This window comes from Bradyrhizobium frederickii (assembly GCF_004570865.1).
Lineage (GTDB): Bacteria > Pseudomonadota > Alphaproteobacteria > Rhizobiales > Xanthobacteraceae > Bradyrhizobium > Bradyrhizobium frederickii.
Window position 1 is genome coordinate 16,588 of record NZ_SPQS01000038.1, and the last position, 17,744, is coordinate 34,331.

Below are 17,744 nucleotides of genomic sequence, written 5' to 3' on the forward strand. Positions count from 1 at the left end.
CGCGATGCGATCAGGATGAATCGTCATCACGCTTTAGGCCGTTGTATAAGCATGATCTTTTCGGAAAACCGCTGCGCACTTTTCCGGATCAAGCTTCAGTACAGCCCGCCGGTGCCGGGCCGCATGAAGAAGCCGGAATCAGGCTGCTGCTGCTGCGAGGCCGGCATGCGCCCGTCGGCGTCGGCGACGCCGATGACCGAATAATTGTCCGGCGGCGCCGTGCCCGGCTTGAAGGCTTCGAGGATGGTGCCGCCGGTCTCGCCGGGACCGGCGCGCATGCCGGTCTTGGAGGCGACGCGGACGAGCTTGATGCCGGCCGGCACCTTGAACGGAACCGCGGGCTTGTCGGCGAGCGCGAGCTTGAGGAAATCGCGCGCGATGGGAGCCGCCAGATGGCCGCCGGTTGCGGCATTTCCTTTGCCGAGCGGACGCGGCTTGTCGTAGCCCATATAGATGGCGACGGCGATGTCGGGCGAGAAGCCGACGAACCAGGCGTCCTTGGCCTCGTTGGTGGTGCCGGTCTTGCCGGCGACCGGCTTGCCGACCTCCTTGACCACGGTCGCGGTACCGGCCTGGACCACGCCCTCCATCAGCTCGGTGATCTGGTAGGCGGTCATGGAATCCAGCACCTGCTCGCGGCGGTCGATCAGCTGCGGCTCGGCCTGGTTCTTCCAGCCGCCCGGCGCGTCGCAGCCGCGGCATTCGCGTTGGTCGTGCTTGAAGATGGTGCGGCCGTAACGGTCCTGGATACGGTCGATCAGCGTCGGCTTCACGCGGCGGCCGCCATTGGCGAGCATCGAGTATGCCGTGACCATGCGCATCGCCGTCGTTTCGCCGGCGCCGAGCGCATAGGAAAGATAGTTCGGCAGCTCGTCATAGACGCCGAAACGGCGGGCATATTCGCCGATCAGCGGCATGCCGATGTCCTGCGCAAGGCGCACCGTCACCGTGTTGAGGGATTGCCGCAACGCGTTGCGCAGCGTCACCGGTCCCTGGAATTTGCCCGAGGAGAAGTTTTCCGGCCGCCATACGCCGGCGCCCTGCCCCTGATCGATTTCGATGGGAGCATCGAGCACGACGGTCGAGGGCGTATAGCCGTTGTCGAGCGCAGCCGAATACACGATCGGCTTGAACGAGGAACCCGGCTGCCGATAGGCCTGCGTGGCGCGGTTGAACTGGCTCTGGTCGAACGAGAAGCCGCCGACCATTGCGAGCACGCGGCCGGTCCAGGGATCCATCGCCACCATCGCGCCGGACACTTCGGGGATCTGGCGCAGGCGGTACTGGCCCTCGACCGGCTGGCCGTCCTTGTAGAGCGGATCGGCGTAGATCACGTCGCCCGGCTGCAGCACCTGCGATACTGCCGTCGGCGTCTTGCCCTTGGTTCCGCCTTGCGCGGCTCGCGCCCATTTGACGCCGTCGACCGTGATGATGCCGGTCTCGCGCTGCTTGCTGACGGCGCCGCCAAGCTCGCGGCTCGGCTGGAAGCCGATGCGCGCCGACTGGTCGCTGGTTTCCAGCACGACCGCCATGCGCCACGGCGAGATGTCGGAGAGCGACTTGATCTCGGCGAGCTTGACGCCCCAGTCCCCCGAGACGTCGAGCTTGCTCATGGCACCACGATAGCCCTGCTGCTCGTCATAGTTCACGAGGCCGGTGACCATCGCCTTGCGGGCCATGACCTGGATCTTCGGATTCAGCGTGGTGCGGACCGACAGGCCGCCTTCATACAGCTTCTTCTCGCCGTAGCGCTCGAAGATGTCTCGGCGAACTTCCTCGGCGAAATATTCGCCGGCGAAAGTGTGGGCGCCGTTGGAGCGGCTGGTGACGGCGAGCGGCTCCTTGCGCGCCTTGTCGGCGTCGGCCTGCTTGATCCAGCCGTTCTCGAGCAGACGGTCGACGACATAGTTGCGGCGCTCGATGGCGCGGTCACGGTTGCGGACGGGATGCAGGGTCGCCGGCATCTTCGGCAGCGCCGCCAGATAGGACGCTTCCGCCACGGTCAGCTCGTTCACCGACTTGTCGAAATAGACCAGCGACGCGGCCGCGATGCCGTAGGCACCGAGACCGAGATAGATCTCGTTCAGATACAGCTCGAGGATCTTGTCCTTCGAATAGGTCTTCTCGATCCGCATCGCCAGCAAGGCTTCCTTGATCTTGCGGGCGAACGAGACCTCGTTGGTCAGAAGGAAGTTCTTGGCGACCTGCTGGGTGATGGTGGAGGCGCCCTGCGGACGGCGGTTCGAGCCGTAGTTCTGGATGTAGACTAGGCCCGCGCGCGCCATGCCGGTGTAGTCGATGCCGCCATGCTCGTAGAAATTCTTGTCCTCGGCCGCGAGGAACGCGTTGATCACGAGCTTGGGCACCGCCTGGATCGGCAGATAGAGGCGCCGCTCCTTGGCGTATTCGCCGACCAGCGAGCCGTCGACCGCGTGCACGCGGGTCATCACCGGCGGCTCGTAATCCTGAAGCTGAGAATAGTCAGGCAAGTCCTTGGAGAAATGCCAGATCAAGCCTGCCACGGCCCCGACACCGACAAGGAACACCACTGTTCCCGCGGCGAACAGGAAGCCCATGAACCGCACCAGCAAGCGCATTATCTGTTTATCCGTTCAAAGTCTGGATCAGCCCAGTATCGACCCCTTGGCACCCCAAACTGGCACCAACCTCACGTCGCGAATTCGCCGGCTACACAATACCATCAAGTGCCGGACTTAAGACGCTTGCCGAGCGGGATTCTCGCCGATTCCGGAACCCCCTGCGGCGTTTTTTATAAAGCGCCCGCTGTGGCCAAACTAGGGCCTTTGCGAGGGGGCGGAAAACCCCTTTCAGTTCGAAGATCCCCGGGTCGTCAGTTTGACGATCCCGCCGTGGCCATCCGTTTGGTCAAGAACCCGTCGATCGCCTGCGCCATCGAGCCCACGGCACGGGACCGCCAGCCCTCGGAGACCAGATGCTCGAGGTCGCCCTTGTTGGAGACGTACCCGATCTCGACCAGCACCGACGGCACGTCGGGCGCCTTCAGGACCCGGAAGCCGGCCGACTTCAGGGGATGCTTGTGCATCCGCACCGTCGACTTCATTTCACCCATCAAGAGGCGGGCGAAACGGTTTGAAAAAGTGCGGGTTTCTCGCTGCGTGAGGTCGATCAGGATGTCGGCGACGTCGGTCGGCTCCTCGGCGAGGTTGAAGCCGGCGATCGCATCGGCCCGGTTTTCCGCATCCGCCAGCCGCTGGGCCTCGGCGTCGGACGCCTTGTCGGACAGCGTATAGATGGTCGCGCCCTGCGCATCGCCCTCGGCCCGCGGCAGCGCATCGGCATGGATCGAGACGAACAACGCCGCCTTGTGATTGCGGGCGATCTTGGTCCGGTCATTGAGGGGAATGAAGGTGTCGTCGTCCCGCGTCATGACCACACGGTACTTGCCGGCCTTCTCCAGTTTGTCGCGGAGCGCCAACCCGAAGGCCAACACCAGGTTCTTTTCGCTCTCGCCGCTCGACTGCGTGCCATTGTCGATGCCGCCATGGCCGGGATCGATCACGACCACCGGGCGGCCGTCGGCCTTCTGCTGCGCCGTTTCCGGGGCTGTGGTCGCGGGGGCCGTTGCAGGCTGCGCCTCGGCGATCGTGGGCCGCAGCTCGGGGCGGTTTTCTGGCGCGAGCGCCTGCACGAAGGCGGCACGGTCGGCCTCCTCGAGCTCCAGCACAAGCCGGGCCGGCTGGCCGTTGGCCGCCTCGACCACGTAGGACTTGGCGATCTTGGCCGGTCCCGTCAGGTCGAACACGATTCGCGAGCCGCCGGGCATGACGAGCCCATAGCGGAAGGCCTTGACCAGTCCGCGCCCCGCGGCCCCCGTGCCGGCAGGCAGCTGAAAATTGACCTGGGGCACGTCGACGACGACCCGGTACGGGTCAGCCAGCGTGACGGCGCGGAAGGTCACGGCCTGGTTGATGTCGAGAATGAAGCGGGTCTGCTTGCCGTCACCGGCCAGCCGCGCGGCCGAGGCGATTGGAAAATTCGCCGCCGCAACAGCGGGTTGTGGCTGGCTTTCCGCCGCCCGCAGGCGCGAGGAATCAGCCCATGGCAACACTGCAGCGCACAACAGTGCGCATCCCAGCAAAACCCGTTGATTTGTGCGGCTCGCCACCGATTCCGTGCCTCCGAGCAGCCCCTTTTAACGCAATAGAACCACAGGGTTAATCGGTCCCTAATGACGGAAGTGCGAAACTCTTCGACTGTGACCGCCGTGCGACGCTCCCTTGCACGGATGGCTCATTCCTCGTATGTACGGAATGCTGACGGCCGATATTTTCGGTTGCGTCGCATTCAGCCTCCCGGTGCAGCGCCGGAACTCTCAAGGTTTGGGAATTCCAGCGTTTTCCGTTTCCCTCTTAGGCCAGCGCGGTGCGCGGCAGCGGGTGGAACGGGTCAAGCGTCGGCGGCGGAACGGTCCCGGATTACCACTCACGTTGCCGGGACGGTTCTGACAGCGACGTAACCCAATACCCGGTCCCTTGATCCCAAGGGAGCGGTTCGTGATCCCCAAGGCGAGCGCGCTCGCGCCATGCCTGGCCAGCAGCAACTGATTGAAGGGCGGCCTCGCCGCCCAATGTTTCATACGGGCCGACGCTTGATGCGCCAGACTGTGCCGACGAATTCTGAAGGACCATTCGCGACGCTGCGGAGTGAAAATCCCGCGCGCCGCAATGGTCCTGAAGCTTCCGGTCCGGCAAGGCGCGAGAGACGGCGTTTCGGCCTTCCCCTCACCCCCGAATCAGGTGGACCGTCGCGTCACCCGGCGGCGCGATACGCGCCCACGGTGAATCGCGCCCGCCGCCGCCAAGAGTTAAGACATGCCCAACAAGATGTTGATCGACGCCACCCACCCGGAAGAGACCCGGGTCGTCGTGGTCCGCGGCAATCGCGTCGAAGAGTTTGATTTCGAGACTGCGCAACGCAAGCAACTGCGCGGGAATATCTACCTCGCCAAGGTCACAAGGGTCGAACCCTCGCTCCAGGCCGCCTTCGTCGAATATGGCGGCAACCGTCACGGCTTCCTCGCCTTCAGCGAAATCCATCCCGACTATTACCAAATCCCGGTCGCCGACCGGCAGGCGCTGATCGAGGCCGAGGAACAGGCCCATCGCGAGGCCGAAGAGGAGAGCGAGAACCGCTCGCACGGGCGCCGCCGTTCGCGCCACCGCAATGCCCGCCGCCGCGGTCATGGCGAGCGCGTGCGCAGCGACGTCGTCGAGGGCCTCGACGCCGGTGCCGATCCCGCCGCCCAGCCGATCGAGGGCGGGGCGCAGCCGGAGCATGGCGAGGATGCCCTGCACGAGGGCGAGCATCTGCATGCCGGTGCCGAGCATCACGGCGAGCACGAAAGCCACGACCACGACCATAACGGACATGATCATGGCGAGCACGATCACGACGATCGTCATGCCCATCATGACGAGCACGCCCACGATCACGACCATGGTCACGATCACGATCATCAGCACGACCATCACGACCACGATCATGCCGCCGAGACGCCCGCGCCTGTCGCGGCCGTCGGCGCCGAGCCCGTGGTCGCGACCGGGACTGTTGCCGAGCCGCTGGAGGCAGCTCCCTCCGAAGCGCATGCCGAGGCCCTCGCCGAAGCCGTGACCGCTGCCGCTGAGCCGGCCGACGCCGTGTACGGCGAGAGCACCGAGGCGCCCCATGCCGAAGCCGGGGACGCAGGCGAAGACGACGAAGACGAGGATGAGGACGAGGACGGCGAGGAAGCCGAAGAGGAAGTCGTCGAATCCGTCGGCGGCGACGACGTGCTGGAGGAAGTGCCGGAGCGTACGTTCCGCCCGCGCCGCCAGTACAAGATCCAGGAAGTCATCAAGCGCCGCCAGGTGATGCTGGTCCAGGTCGTCAAGGAAGAGCGTGGCAACAAGGGCGCTGCGCTGACGACCTATCTGTCGCTCGCCGGCCGCTATGCCGTGTTGATGCCGAACACCGCGCGCGGCGGCGGCATCAGCCGCAAGATCACGAGCGCCCAGGACCGTTCCCGCCTGAAGGAAGTGGTGCAGGATCTCGACGTGCCCGAGGGCATGGGAATCATCCTGCGCACAGCCGGCGCCGCCCGAACCAAGCCCGAGATCAAGCGCGACTTCGAATATCTGATCCGGATGTGGGAGACGGTGCGCGACCTCACGCTGAAGTCGCAGGCCCCGACCCTCGTCTACGAGGAAGGCTCGCTGATCAAGCGCTCGCTGCGCGACCTCTACAACAAGGAGATCGACGAGATTCAGGTGGCCGGCGAGTCCGGCTACCGTGAAGCGCGCGACTTCATGAAGATGTTGATGCCCGCCAATGTCAGCGCGGTGAAGCAATATCGCGACGGCCAGCCGTTGTTCTCGCGCATGGGCGTCGAGAGCCAGCTCGACGCGATGTTCTCGCCGACCGTGCAGCTGCGCTCCGGCGGCTACATCGTGATCAATCAGACCGAGGCGCTGGTCTCGATCGACGTCAACTCCGGCCGATCGACGCGCGAGCACCACATCGAGGACACCGCGCTGAAGACCAACCTGGAGGCGGCCGAAGAGGTCGCCCGCCAGCTTCGCCTGCGCGACCTCGCCGGCCTGATCGTCATCGACTTCATCGACATGGACGAGAAGCGCAACAACCGTGCGGTCGAGCGCAAGCTGTCCGACTGCCTCAGGCAGGATCGCGCGCGCATCCAGGTCGGACGCATCTCGCATTTCGGCCTGCTCGAAATGTCGCGCCAGCGCATCCGTGCCAGCGTGCTCGAGAGCTCGACCGATCCGTGCCCGCATTGTGGCGGCACCGGCCATGTCCGCTCGGTGTCCTCGGTGGCGCTCCAGCTGCTGCGCGGTCTCGAAGAAATCCTGATGAAGGGCGCGACCCATAATCTCGTGGTCCGCACCCGCACCGACGTCGCGCTCTATGTGCTCAACCACAAGCGCGGCCACCTCCGCGACCTCGAGAACGGCTTCAAGGTGACGCTGTCGGTGATTGCCGATCAGTCCGTCAGCGGACCTCAGGCTTACGTGATCGACCGCGGCGAGCAGGTGCATACGCTGGAAGCCGCCAAGGCGCTGCTTGTGGCGCAGGCGGCTGCGAGCCCGCCGCCGCTGCCCGAAGAGCCCTACGACGATGAGGAAGTCTTCGACATCGAGACCGAATCCGAGATCGAAACCGAGGAGACCGAAGGTCTCGCCGAGGAGCAGGCGTCCGGCGAAGCCGCGTCCGACCAGGACGGCCAGCGCCGCAAGCGCCGCCGTCGCCGCCGCGGCCGCGGTGGCCCGCGCGACGGCGAGTTGCGCGAGGATAGCCCCCCCACTCTTCCCGAGGCGGCCGTCGCGGCCGGCGAAGGCGAGGACGATGCCGAATCCGAGCAGGACGGCGAGGAAGGCGAGGAACAAGCAGCCCGTGGTGAGCAGCAGGGCAGCGGCGAGCGCCGGCGCCGGCGCGGTCGCCGCGGCGGGCGCCGCCGTCGCGGTGGCGGCGAGGAAGGTCTCGCCGGCTCGATCAGCGACGAACTCGGCACCAATCAGCCATCGGAAGCTGCCGACGCGGTCGCCGATTTCGACGGCTTCGGCAATGAGGCTGCGCCCTCGATTGCGCAAGCCGAGCACAGCACTGAACCGCAAGCCTTGCAGCCGGAACCGCGCGCCGAGGTGCAGACCGAGGTGTCCGCCCAGCCCGAGCCCGTTGCCGCGGAGGAAGAGCCCGTCGACGACAAGGCCGCACGGCGCCGCTCCACCGTGCGCGAAAAGGTGAGCTTCCTGTCGAGCAGCCCGAGCGAGCCGGCAACGCCGGTCGTGCAGGCGGCCGAGCCGGTCACGCCGCCCGCCCCGGCAGCCGAACCCGCGCCGCAACCGGCAAGCGAGACGCCCGCCGCCCCGCGCCGCGCCGGCTGGTGGTCCCGCCGTTTCGGCGGCGGCGAATAAGGCCGAACATCCAAATGCAAAACGCCCGGCACCGGCCGGGCGTTTTTATTTCGCCGTTGCGCCAATGTGCTAAGCCGTTTTCGCAATCTGAAAGGGGACCGGCATTGTCAGAGCTTTGCGATTCCAGCGCCGTCGAACTGCGCCGCCTGTTGGCCGCCCGGGCGATCTCGCCCGTCGACTTGCTCGACGCCTGTCTGTCGCGCATCGCCGCGATCAACCCCGCCGTCAACGCCGTCGTGACGCTGGACGAGCCGGGCGCACGCGCCGCCGCCAAGGCGGCCGAAGCCGCCATGCTGCGCGGCGAGGATCGCGGTGCTCTGCACGGGCTTCCCGTTCTCATCAAGGACACCCAGGACACCGCCGGGATGCGCTCCACCTATGGCAGCCCGCTGCTGAAGGATAACGTCCCGGCTGCCGACCAGGGCTCGGTCGCGCGCCTGCGCGCCGCGGGCGCCATCATCTTCGGCAAGACCAACACGCCGGAATGGGCGGCGGGCGGCAACACCCGCAATCCCGTATTCGGCGCGACCGGCAATCCCTTCGATCCCATGCGCTCGGCGGCGGGCTCCTCCGGTGGCTCGGCGGTGGCGCTCGCCTGCGGCATGGCTCCGCTCGCCTCGGGCTCGGACACCGGCGGCTCCCTGCGCAATCCGGCAGGCTTCGCCGGCATCGTCGGCATGCGCCCGTCCTACGGCCTCGTGGCCAGCGAGAAGCGTGCGTTCGGCTGGTCCAATTTGTCGACCGACGGGCCGATGGCGCGCAACGTCGCCGACACTGCGCTGATGCTGTCGGTGATGGCGAGCGATGACGCCCGCGATCCGCTCGCCTATACGCTGCCCGGCGAGCCCGTGCGCGCTTGCGCCGAGCGCTGGGCCGCTCCGCGCCCCGCAGAGCTTGGCAAGCTGCGCCTCGCCTTCACCGAGGATTTTGGCTTCGCCCCGACCGAGCAGGCGATCCGGCGCGTGTTCCGGGCGCGGGTGAAGAAGCTCGCGCCGCTGTTCGCGGAATCCCGCGAGGCGACGCCGGATTGCTCCGGGGCGGACGACGCCTTCGCCGTGTTGCGCGCCGGCCTGTTCCTGGCCATGCACGGCAAGAACTACAAAGAACGTCGCGAGATGCTCGGCCCCAATGTCCGCGCCAATGTCGAGGAAGGGCTCGGCTACACGCTCGAGGACCATGCGCGGGCCACGGCGACTCAGACGCGGATCTATCGCGCCTATCAGAGCTTCTTCGAAAGCTGCGACGTGCTGATCAGCCCGACCATTACGCTGAGCCCGCGGCCGTGGTCGGAGCCTCATCCGGCTGAGATCGACGGCGTGCCGACCCGGTCCTACTTCCACTGGCTCGCGCTGGCCTACGCCGTCACGCTCCCCGGTCATCCCGCGATCAGCATTCCGCTCGGCCTCGATGAAGCCGGACTGCCGTTCGGCCTCCAGATCATCGGACCGCGCGGCGGCGACGCCATCGTGCTCTCGGTCGCCGCGGGCATCGAGGCCGCGTTCGCAGGCGATGCGCAATTGTGCCGGCCCGTCCCGGATCTGGCGCGGCTTGCCGCGGCGCCGCCGCTGTCCGTTGCCCCCGGCTTCCTCACTTGGGAATAACTTGGGAACGCCCCGGTCCGACAGGAGAAGTCTTCCGATGCAAAGCGCAATGGTTCTCGGCGGCGGCATGATCGGTGTCAGCGCCGCGCTGCACCTGCGGCAGCGCGGCTGGGCCGTCACGCTCGTCGACCGCAGGGAGCCGGGTCGCGAGACCAGCTACGGCAACGCCGGCATGATCCAGGCCGAAGCGGTCCGCCCCTATCCGATGCCGCGCGACCTTGCGACGCTCCTGAAGATCGCGACAGGCCGCACCAACGACGTGCGCTACAGCCTGTCGTCGCTCCACCGCCACATCGAGCCCCTGCTCCGCTATTGGTGGCACTCGGCGCCGAAACGGCATCGCGACGCGATCGAGGCCTGGGCGCGACTGATCGCCTACGCGACTTCGGAACACGACATCCTAGTTCGCGAAGCTCATGCCGACAATCTGATCCGCCGCGCCGGCTATCGGGCGCTGTACCGCAACGCCGCCGACCTGGACCTCTCGATCAAGGCCGCGGAGGAAGACCAGCGCGACTTCGGCGTGAATTTTCGCGTGCTCTCCGGCAGCGAGCTCGCCAAAGCCGAGCCGATCCTCCGCGACGACCTTCCCGGCGCGATCCATTGGCTCGACACCTGGACCGTCTCCGATCCCGGCGCGCTGGTCACGTCCTATGCCCAGCTGTTCGAGCGCCTCGGCGGCACCATCGTGCTCGGCGATGCGCAGTCGCTGCAACAGACCGCGAGCGGCTGGTCGGTCGTGACGGACCAGGGGCGCCTCGACGCCGCCCACGCCGTCGTGACGCTCGGGCCGTGGTCGCCCGATCTGCTGCACAAGTTCGGCTATCGCATTCCGCTGGTGCGCAAGCGCGGCTACCACATGCATTACAGCGGCGGCGCCTCGCTCGACCTACCGCTCGTCGACAAGGGCGGCGGCTACGCCATGGGTCCGATGGCGAAGGGAATCCGCATTACCACCGGCGCGGAATTGACCGGCATGGACGCGCTCGCCACGCCCGTGCAGCTCGCCAGCGCGGAAAGCTCCGCCCGCGAGCTGATCGATCTCGGCAAGCGCGTCGAGCCGGATCCGTGGTTCGGCACCCGCCCCTGCACGCCCGACATGCTACCCGTGCTCGGGCAAGCTCCGCGTCATCCCGGCCTGTGGATGAATTTCGGCCACGGCCACCAGGGTTTCACCCTGGGACCTGCGACCGGACGCCTGCTCGCCGAAATCATGAGCGGCGAGACGCCGGCGATCGATCCGCTGCCCTATCGGCCGGAGCGGTTTTAGATCCAAAAAGCGAGGGCTGATCGAGGTTCTCGACCAGCCCTGGCACTTCGAGGTCTGACGGCGCGGCGCGCCGTCGAATCCAGCTCAGTCCGTCGTGATCGCCGTCTCCATATCGGTCGGATCGATCTGCTTGGCGAGGTTGGCGTTGAGCTTGTCGCGGTCGAGCTCACCCTCCCACCAGGCGACGACCACGCAGGCGACGCCGTTGCCGCACAGATTGGTCAGAGCGCGGCACTCGCTCATGAACTTGTCGATGCCGAGCACGATCGCCATGCCCGGCACGAGGCGCGGATCGACCACAGCCAGCGTCGCCGCCAGCGTGATGAAGCCCGCGCCGGTGATGCCGGAGGCGCCCTTCGAGGTCAGCATCGCCACGACCAGGATCGTGAGCTGCTGGCTGAAGCTGAGATCGACGCCGAGCGCTTGTGCGATGAACAGCGTCGCCAGCGTCATGTAGATGTTGGTGCCGTCGAGGTTGAACGAGTAACCCGTGGGTACCACGAGGCCGACCACCGACTTGGAGCAGCCGAGCCGCTCCAGCTTCTCCATCATGGACGGCAACGCGCTCTCCGAGGAGGACGTGCCGAGCACGATCAGCAGCTCGTCCTTGATGTAGGCCAGGAACTTGAAGATCGAGAAGCCGGCCAGGCGCGCGATGATGCCGAGCACGACGAACACGAACAAGGCCGCGGTGACGTAGAAGGTCGCGATCAGCCCGATCAGGTTGAGGATCGCACCGGTGCCGAACTTGCCGATGGTGTAGGCCATCGCACCGAACGCGCCGATCGGCGCGGCGCGCATCACGATAGAGATGACGCCGAAGACCGCATGGGCGGCGTCGTCGATGAAGCTGCGGATGGTGTGGCCGCGTTCGCCGAGACTCATGAGCGCGAAGCCGAACAGCACCGCGAACAGCAGCACCTGCAGGATCTCGCCTTGCGCGAAGGCACCGACCACGGTGTCCGGAATGATGTGCAGCACGAAATCGACGGACTTCTGCGCCTTGGCCTGGTCCGCAAACTTGGAAACCGCCTCCGCACTTGCCGCCGCATTGCCGAAGCCTGCGCCCGGCTTGACGAGATTGCCGACGACGAGGCCGAGCACCAGGGCGAAGGTCGAGACGACCTCGAAATAGACCAGCGCCTTGACGCCGATGCGGCCGACCTTCTTGGCATCCTGGATGTGGGCGATGCCGGAGACGACGGTGCAGAAGATGATCGGCGCGATCACCATCTTGATCAGCTTGATGAAGCCGTCGCCGAGGGCCTTGATCCATTCATTCGTAGCGACCGTAGGCCAGAGCCAGCCGACCAGGGCGCCGAGCACAATGGCGATCAGCACCTGGACGTAGAGAACCTTGTACCACGGCTTTGCTGCGGGCGGCGCGATCGGCGCCCCCACCATCGTTGTGGTCGTCATCGTTTCACTCCCCCTCAAACGCTGGGCCAGCCAAGATCAACTTGGCCGGCCCTGTCAATTGGAACCGCGAACTTTCGCGCTTTATCGACGGCGCTCGATCAGCCTGCGTGCCGCCGGCATCAACGTCGCGCCAAGCGCATTCTTGACCAGCGAAGCCGCAACGAACGGCACGATGCCGACCTGCCAGGCCTTCGCAACGCCGAGCCCGAGACCGAACGCCAGCCAGCCGAAGCCGGCGGCCAGAATGACGATATGGCCAACAGCCATGGCTGCAAACAGCAGCGCCACGCTGCGATCCCAGCCGCGCTCGGCGAGCCAGCCGGTCACGAAAGCGGCCGCAATGAAACCGAACAGATAGCCTGCGGTCGGGCCAATTAGCGGTGCAATTCCACCCACCGGTCCGGCAAAGACCGGCGCGCCAAGCGCGCCCTCGGCGAGGTAGGCGATCATGGTTGCGCTGCCAAGACGCCAGCCATAGGCCGCGCCGATCATCAGCACCACCAACGTCTGCAACGTCATGGGCACATAGGGCAGCGGCAGGCTGACCTTGGCCGATAGCGCCATCAATGCCGTGCCGAGTCCAACCAGCACGACGGCACGCACTGCGCCGACGGTTTCGCCCGGCCGGGTTGGCCACATCAAAGCGGCGAGAGAAAAATGTGGCGCAGCAGCAGTCGGGACGGATCGGTGGTCAGGCAAGTTGAACTCCGGAGCTGGTCGAAAACTGGCGGCTATTTAAGCCAGTGAGCGATCCGGTCAACTGCCTCGCGCATCTCCCCCGGCGAGCGTGCATAAGAAAAGCGAATGAACGATCGGCCGTGGACGGGATCGAAATCGAGGCCGGGCGTAGCCGCAACGCGTGCCTGTTCCAGCATCTGCTTGGCGAACTCGAAACTGTCGGAGGTGAAGTCGGAGACGTCGGCATAGAGATAAAATGCACCATCGGCCGGCAGGAATTTGCTGAGGCCCGCCTTCGGCAATCCCTCGATCAAAATCTGCCGGTTTTCCTGATAGCCGTGCTTGATCGCCTCCATCTCGGCCGCACCGTCGAAGGCGGCCTCCGCCGCGATCTGCGACAGCGCCGGCACCGAGATCGACAGGTTCTGCTGCAGCCGCTCGATCGGCCGCACCAGGATTTCGGGTACGACCATCCAGCCGACGCGCCAGCCCGTCATGCAAAAGTACTTCGAGAACGAGTTGATCACGAGTGCGTGCTCCGACAGCGCGGCGGCGGTGACGGCCGGAAACGCATAATCGAGCCCATGATAAATCTCGTCCGAGATGAAGCGGATGCCCGCGTCTTCGGCGGCCGCAATCAGCCCGGCGAGCGCTTCGCGGGACATCATTGTCCCCGTCGGATTGGCGGGGCTGCCGACCAGCACGCCCTTCAGCGGCGCCTTGCAATGGGCGGCGAGCAATGCCTCGCCGGTGAGCGCATGGCGCGTCTCGTTCGTGGTCTCGATCAGCACCGGCTCGCAACCGAGCGCGGTCAGGATATGCCGGTAGGGCGGATAACCCGGCACCGTCACGGCGATGCGGTCGCCCGGCTCGAACATCGACAGGAACGCCAGGATGAACCCGCCGGAGGAGCCGGTGGTCACCACGATCCGCTCGGGGCTGGCGTCGCAGCCATAGGCGTCGCGATAATGGCGGGCGATGCGCTCGCGCAAGGAGGGGATTCCGAGCGCGGAGGTATAATCGATCCGCCCGGTCTCGAGCGCCGTATGGGCGGCGGCAATCGCCGTCCTGGGCGCGCCGGCCGCAGGCTGGCCGACCTCCATATGGATGACGTGTCCGCCGGCGGCCTCGATTCGGGCCGCCGCGGCCATGACGTCCATCACCATGAACGGGGGAACATCGCTGCGGCGGGAGGGCACGAGCCACTGCCCCAACCGGTTCCTTAAAGTCGCATCGTGCATCGATTTCTGCTATTCGCTGGCGGGCCGGTGCGTCCGGTCCGGGAAACGGGGCGCTTGCGCCCCAGACTGGCCGCATTGTGCGGCTCATAAGGGGAACGGCTCACAAGGGCATATCGCGTATCCGGTCCGCCGCCAATCGCCAAAACCAATCACGAAAACTGCTTTCCAGACCGTTTGACCAAGACCGTTTGATGTCGCTCCAGATCGCATTGCGCCAGAAGGCTTCCGCCCTCACCGCCCTCGTCACGGCTGCGGCGATCGCGCTGACGCCGTTCTCCGCCGCGCACGCGCAAGCCAAAGGGCCGCCGGTCCTGCGCGACACCGAGACCGAGCAGCTGCTGCGCGAATATACGCGCCCGATCCTGCGCGCCGCGGGACTGGAGAAGCAGAACATCCAGATGGTGATCCTCAACGACAGCTCGTTCAACGCGTTCGTCGCCGATGGCCGCCGCATCTTCGTCAATTACGGCGCGATCCTTCAATCGGAGACGCCGAACCAGATCATCGGCGTGCTCGCGCACGAGACCGGGCATCTGGCCGGCGGCCATCTGTCCAAGCTGCGCGAGCAGCTCGCCGCCGCCCAGACCCAGATGATCATCGCGATGCTGCTCGGCGCCGGCGCGATCGCCGCGGGCAGCACCCAGCGCAGCAGCACAGGCAGTAACGGGCTCGCCAATGCCGGGGCCGCCGCGATCGCCGCTCCCCAGGAGGTGATCCGCCGGTCGCTGCTGTCCTATCAGCGTCAGCAGGAGGAGAACGCCGACCGCGCCGGCGTGCGATTCCTGACCGCGACCCAGCAATCGCCGAAGGGCATGTACGAGACCTTCAAGCGCTTCACCAGCGAGAGCCTGTTCGCCGCGCGAGGCGCCGACCCCTATCTCCAGTCGCATCCGATGCCGGCCGAGCGCGTTGCCGCGCTGCAGGAGTTCGCGATCTCCAGCCCCTACTGGAGCAAGAAGGACGATCCCGCGCTTCAGCTTCGCCACGACATGGTTCGCGCCAAGATATCCGCCTTCATGGAGCGGCCGGAGACGGTCTACCGCCGCTATCCGCAGTCGAACGACAGCATGCCGGCGCGCTATGCCCGCGCCATCAGCACCTATCTGCACGGCGATTTGCGCAATGCGCTCACCCAGATCGACGCGCTGATCCAGGTTCAGCCGAACAACCCGTATTTCTACGAGGTGCGCGGCCAGGCCCTGCTGGAAAGCGGCAAGCCGGCCGAGGCGATCCCGGCCCTGCGCAAGGCCGTCGCACTCTCGAACAATTCACCCCTCATCGAGATGTTACTTGGGCAGGCTCTGGTTGGAACCGATAATAAGGCCTACACCGACGACGCCGTTCGGATTCTCCGCGCCGCGGTGGCGCGGGAGCCCGAGGCCATCCTCGGTTACAGCCAGCTCGCGATGGCCTATGGCCGGAAGGGAGATTATGCCGAGGCGGATCTCGCATCGGCACAGGCCGCTTACTTGCGCGGCGACAACAAGACCGCCCGCGAGCTCGCCACGCGCGCGAAAACCCGCTTTGCCGTCGGCACGCCTGGATGGGTCAAGGCCGACGATATCGTGGCGGCGAAACCGCCGCGCAACTGACGAGAACGACGCCTGACAGCACGACGTCACGACACCGAGCTTTGACACCCCCCGGGACGTTTCCCGAAACCTGCTTTGGATAAGAGGATTTGCCTATGCCTTCGCTGCGCCTGCTTGCTCCTGCGTTGTTTGCGCTCGCCATGCTCGGCGCTGCCGCACCCGCCTCGGCCGACAGCTTCTCCGATACGCAGCGCACCGAGATCGAGAAGATCATCAAGAACTATCTCGTCAGCCATCCCGAAGTGCTCGAGGAGGCCATGGCCGAACTCAGCAAGCGCCAGGCCGCGGCTGAAACGCAGAAGCACGAGGCCAGCATCGCGCAGAATGCCGATGCGATCTTCAACTCGCCGCGACAGGTCGTACTCGGCAACAAGGACGGCGACGTCACCTTCGTCGAATTCTTCGACTACAATTGCGGCTACTGCAAGCGCGCGATGGACGACATGCTGACCATCATGAAGAGCGATCCGAAGCTGAAGGTCGTGCTGAAGGAGTTTCCGGTGCTGAGCCAGGGCTCGGTCGAAGCGGCGCAGGTCGCGGTCGCCGTGCGGATGCAGGATCCCACCGGCAAGAAATATCTCGACTTCCACCAGAAGCTGCTCAGTGGCCGCGGCGCCGCCGACAAGGCACGCGCGCTTCAAGCGGCCAAGGAAGCCGGCCTCGACACCGCGCGGATCGAGAAGGATATCGCCAGCCCCGAGGTGCGCGCCACCATCGAGGAGAACTTCAAGCTCGCCGAAGCGATGGGCATGAACGGCACGCCGAGCTACGTCATCGGCAAGCAGATCGTGATCGGCGCCGTCGGCGTCGAAAGCCTCAGGGAGAAGATCGGCATCGCCCGCTGCGGCAAGGCAACCTGCTGATCACACGTTTTGCGATACGAGGAAAACGCGACAAGGCCGGCTGCAAAGCCGGCCTTTCTTCTTGCACCGGACGTTGGCGTCTTCGTGCAAAGTCATTCATCTGGCGTTCAACAAACAAATGCCGCGGAACAGACGAAGTTCCGGAACAACTCAAATCTCCTTTCGTTGTCGGCGCGGGCAATGACGCAAAGAACACGTGAGGAGAATTCGATGTTGAACCGCTTTATGATCTCAGTTGCCGCAGTCGCCCTCGTCGCGGGCGCCGGTCTGGCGAACGCACAAGACAAGGGCCGCGACAGCGGCGCTGGCTCGCAGCAGATGCAGCATTCGCAGCCGTCAGGCGGTGCCGCCGAGCGCGGCGGCTCGATGGGCCGCGACTCCATGAGCCATGACAAGGGTACCGTTGGCCAGGCCGGCGGCGCCAGCAACATGAAGTCCGATCGGACCTCCGACGACAAGTCGGGCGCGATGAAGGACGAGCGGTCTTCCGGCGGTGCGATGAACAAGAACGCGGCGGAGGACAAGGCTGGCGCGACCAAGGGCCAGCGCACCGACGATCGCGCGCAGGGTCAGATGGACAAGTCCCAGCAGGACAAGCCCAAGAGCATGACCCAGGACACCAGCAAGGACACCACCAAGTCCGGCAAGGACCAGAAGGACATGAAGGCTGAGGGCAGCAAGAGCGGCACCTCGACCAACAGCGCCGAGACTCAGAAGGGCACCGGCACGAGCACCAACCAGAACGCGCAGGGCCAGACCGGCACCAGCAGCACCCAGAACGCGCAGGGCGGCACCTCGTCCTCGACCACGGTCGGCCAGGCCGGCGCCGCCGCGAAGCTTTCGACCGAGCAGCGGACCCAGATCACCTCGGTGATCCGCGAGGAGCGCGTGGCCCCAGTGACCAACGTGAACTTCTCGATCTCGGTTGGCACCCGCGTGCCGCGTGAGGGCATTACCCTTCACGCCCTGCCGTCCCGGGTCGTGACCATCTATCCGGAGTGGCGGAGCTACAAGTACATCCTGGTCAAGGAAGAGATCGTGATCATCAATCCGGACACCTACGAGATCGTGGCGGTCCTGAACGTCTAAGGCCGCGACACCGGCAAGCTCAGGGGGCGGGCAGCAAAGCCC

Annotated in this window: 11 protein-coding genes; 6 read left to right on the forward strand and 5 right to left on the reverse strand. The window is 65.9% G+C overall.

The window, feature by feature from the left end:
- Window positions 1–95: 95 nt before the first annotated feature.
- Both E4K64_RS36100 and E4K64_RS36105 read right to left on the reverse strand, forming a co-directional pair.
- Window positions 96–2,597: a penicillin-binding protein 1A gene (locus tag E4K64_RS36100; RefSeq protein WP_135167454.1), complete on the reverse strand. Its 2,502-nt coding sequence runs from the start codon at window positions 2,595–2,597 to the stop codon at window positions 96–98.
- Between the two features lie 254 nt (window positions 2,598–2,851).
- The gene (locus tag E4K64_RS36105; protein WP_135167455.1) at window positions 2,852–4,147 is read right to left on the reverse strand and encodes an N-acetylmuramoyl-L-alanine amidase; all 1,296 of its coding nucleotides are present in this window, start codon (window positions 4,145–4,147) and stop codon (window positions 2,852–2,854) included.
- Between the two features lie 706 nt (window positions 4,148–4,853).
- On the opposite strand from E4K64_RS36105, the gene E4K64_RS36110 reads away from it, so the two are divergent.
- The 3 genes from E4K64_RS36110 (at window position 4,854) to E4K64_RS36120 (ending at window position 10,820) form a co-directional block, all read left to right on the forward strand.
- Window positions 4,854–7,949 carry an Rne/Rng family ribonuclease gene (locus E4K64_RS36110; RefSeq protein ID WP_135167456.1) on the forward strand — a complete coding sequence of 1,032 codons (3,096 nt, stop codon included), beginning with the start codon at window positions 4,854–4,856 and terminating at the stop codon, window positions 7,947–7,949.
- Window positions 7,950–8,053: 104 nt separating this feature from the next.
- Complete coding sequence (locus tag E4K64_RS36115) at window positions 8,054–9,550, forward strand: amidase (protein WP_135167457.1); 1,497 nt, start codon at window positions 8,054–8,056, stop codon at window positions 9,548–9,550.
- Between the two features lie 37 nt (window positions 9,551–9,587).
- Window positions 9,588–10,820 (forward strand): NAD(P)/FAD-dependent oxidoreductase, encoded by a 1,233-nt coding sequence (locus tag E4K64_RS36120; protein WP_135167458.1) that lies wholly within the window; start codon window positions 9,588–9,590, stop codon window positions 10,818–10,820.
- Between the two features lie 84 nt (window positions 10,821–10,904).
- Here the strand turns inward: E4K64_RS36120 and E4K64_RS36125 are convergent, their stop codons facing one another.
- The 3 genes from E4K64_RS36125 to E4K64_RS36135 all read right to left on the reverse strand — a co-directional run bounded on the left by E4K64_RS36125 (window position 10,905) and on the right by E4K64_RS36135 (window position 14,158).
- Complete coding sequence (locus tag E4K64_RS36125) at window positions 10,905–12,239, reverse strand: dicarboxylate/amino acid:cation symporter (RefSeq protein ID WP_135167459.1); 1,335 nt, start codon at window positions 12,237–12,239, stop codon at window positions 10,905–10,907.
- 81 nt (window positions 12,240–12,320) lie between these two features.
- A complete protein-coding gene (locus E4K64_RS36130; RefSeq protein ID WP_135167460.1) occupies window positions 12,321–12,878 on the reverse strand; it encodes a biotin transporter BioY in 558 nt (185 codons plus the stop codon).
- 92 nt (window positions 12,879–12,970) lie between these two features.
- Window positions 12,971–14,158, reverse strand: coding sequence for a pyridoxal phosphate-dependent aminotransferase (locus tag E4K64_RS36135; RefSeq protein WP_135167461.1), 1,188 nt, complete (start codon window positions 14,156–14,158; stop codon window positions 12,971–12,973).
- A 191-nt stretch (window positions 14,159–14,349) separates the two neighbouring features.
- Here E4K64_RS36135 and E4K64_RS36140 point away from each other — a divergent pair, with 191 nt between their 5' ends.
- The 3 genes from E4K64_RS36140 (at window position 14,350) to E4K64_RS36150 (ending at window position 17,702) form a co-directional block, all read left to right on the forward strand.
- Window positions 14,350–15,750 carry a M48 family metalloprotease gene (locus E4K64_RS36140; RefSeq protein WP_135167462.1) on the forward strand — a complete coding sequence of 467 codons (1,401 nt, stop codon included), beginning with the start codon at window positions 14,350–14,352 and terminating at the stop codon, window positions 15,748–15,750.
- Between the two features lie 95 nt (window positions 15,751–15,845).
- Window positions 15,846–16,613, forward strand: a complete 768-nt coding sequence (locus E4K64_RS36145; RefSeq protein ID WP_135167463.1) for a DsbA family protein — start codon at window positions 15,846–15,848, stop codon at window positions 16,611–16,613.
- Window positions 16,614–16,823: 210 nt separating this feature from the next.
- Window positions 16,824–17,702, forward strand: a complete 879-nt coding sequence (locus E4K64_RS36150) for a DUF1236 domain-containing protein (RefSeq protein WP_135167464.1) — start codon at window positions 16,824–16,826, stop codon at window positions 17,700–17,702.
- Window positions 17,703–17,744 lie beyond the last annotated feature (42 nt).

Excerpts from the sequence above, each read along its gene's own strand:
- E4K64_RS36125 (WP_135167459.1), bottom strand. The coding sequence starts at position 12,239 with ATGACGACCACAACGATGGTGGGGGCGCCGATCGCGCCGCCCGCAGCA.
- E4K64_RS36145 (WP_135167463.1), top strand. The coding sequence starts at position 15,846 with ATGCCTTCGCTGCGCCTGCTTGCTCCTGCGTTGTTTGCGCTCGCCATG.
- E4K64_RS36110 (WP_135167456.1), top strand. The coding sequence starts at position 4,854 with ATGCCCAACAAGATGTTGATCGACGCCACCCACCCGGAAGAGACCCGG.
- E4K64_RS36135 (WP_135167461.1), bottom strand. The coding sequence starts at position 14,158 with ATGCACGATGCGACTTTAAGGAACCGGTTGGGGCAGTGGCTCGTGCCC.
- E4K64_RS36150 (WP_135167464.1), top strand. The coding sequence starts at position 16,824 with ATGTTGAACCGCTTTATGATCTCAGTTGCCGCAGTCGCCCTCGTCGCG.
- E4K64_RS36130 (WP_135167460.1), bottom strand. The coding sequence starts at position 12,878 with ATGTGGCCAACCCGGCCGGGCGAAACCGTCGGCGCAGTGCGTGCCGTC.
- E4K64_RS36120 (WP_135167458.1), top strand. The coding sequence starts at position 9,588 with ATGCAAAGCGCAATGGTTCTCGGCGGCGGCATGATCGGTGTCAGCGCC.
- E4K64_RS36140 (WP_135167462.1), top strand. The coding sequence starts at position 14,350 with ATGTCGCTCCAGATCGCATTGCGCCAGAAGGCTTCCGCCCTCACCGCC.
- E4K64_RS36100 (WP_135167454.1), bottom strand. The coding sequence starts at position 2,597 with ATGCGCTTGCTGGTGCGGTTCATGGGCTTCCTGTTCGCCGCGGGAACA.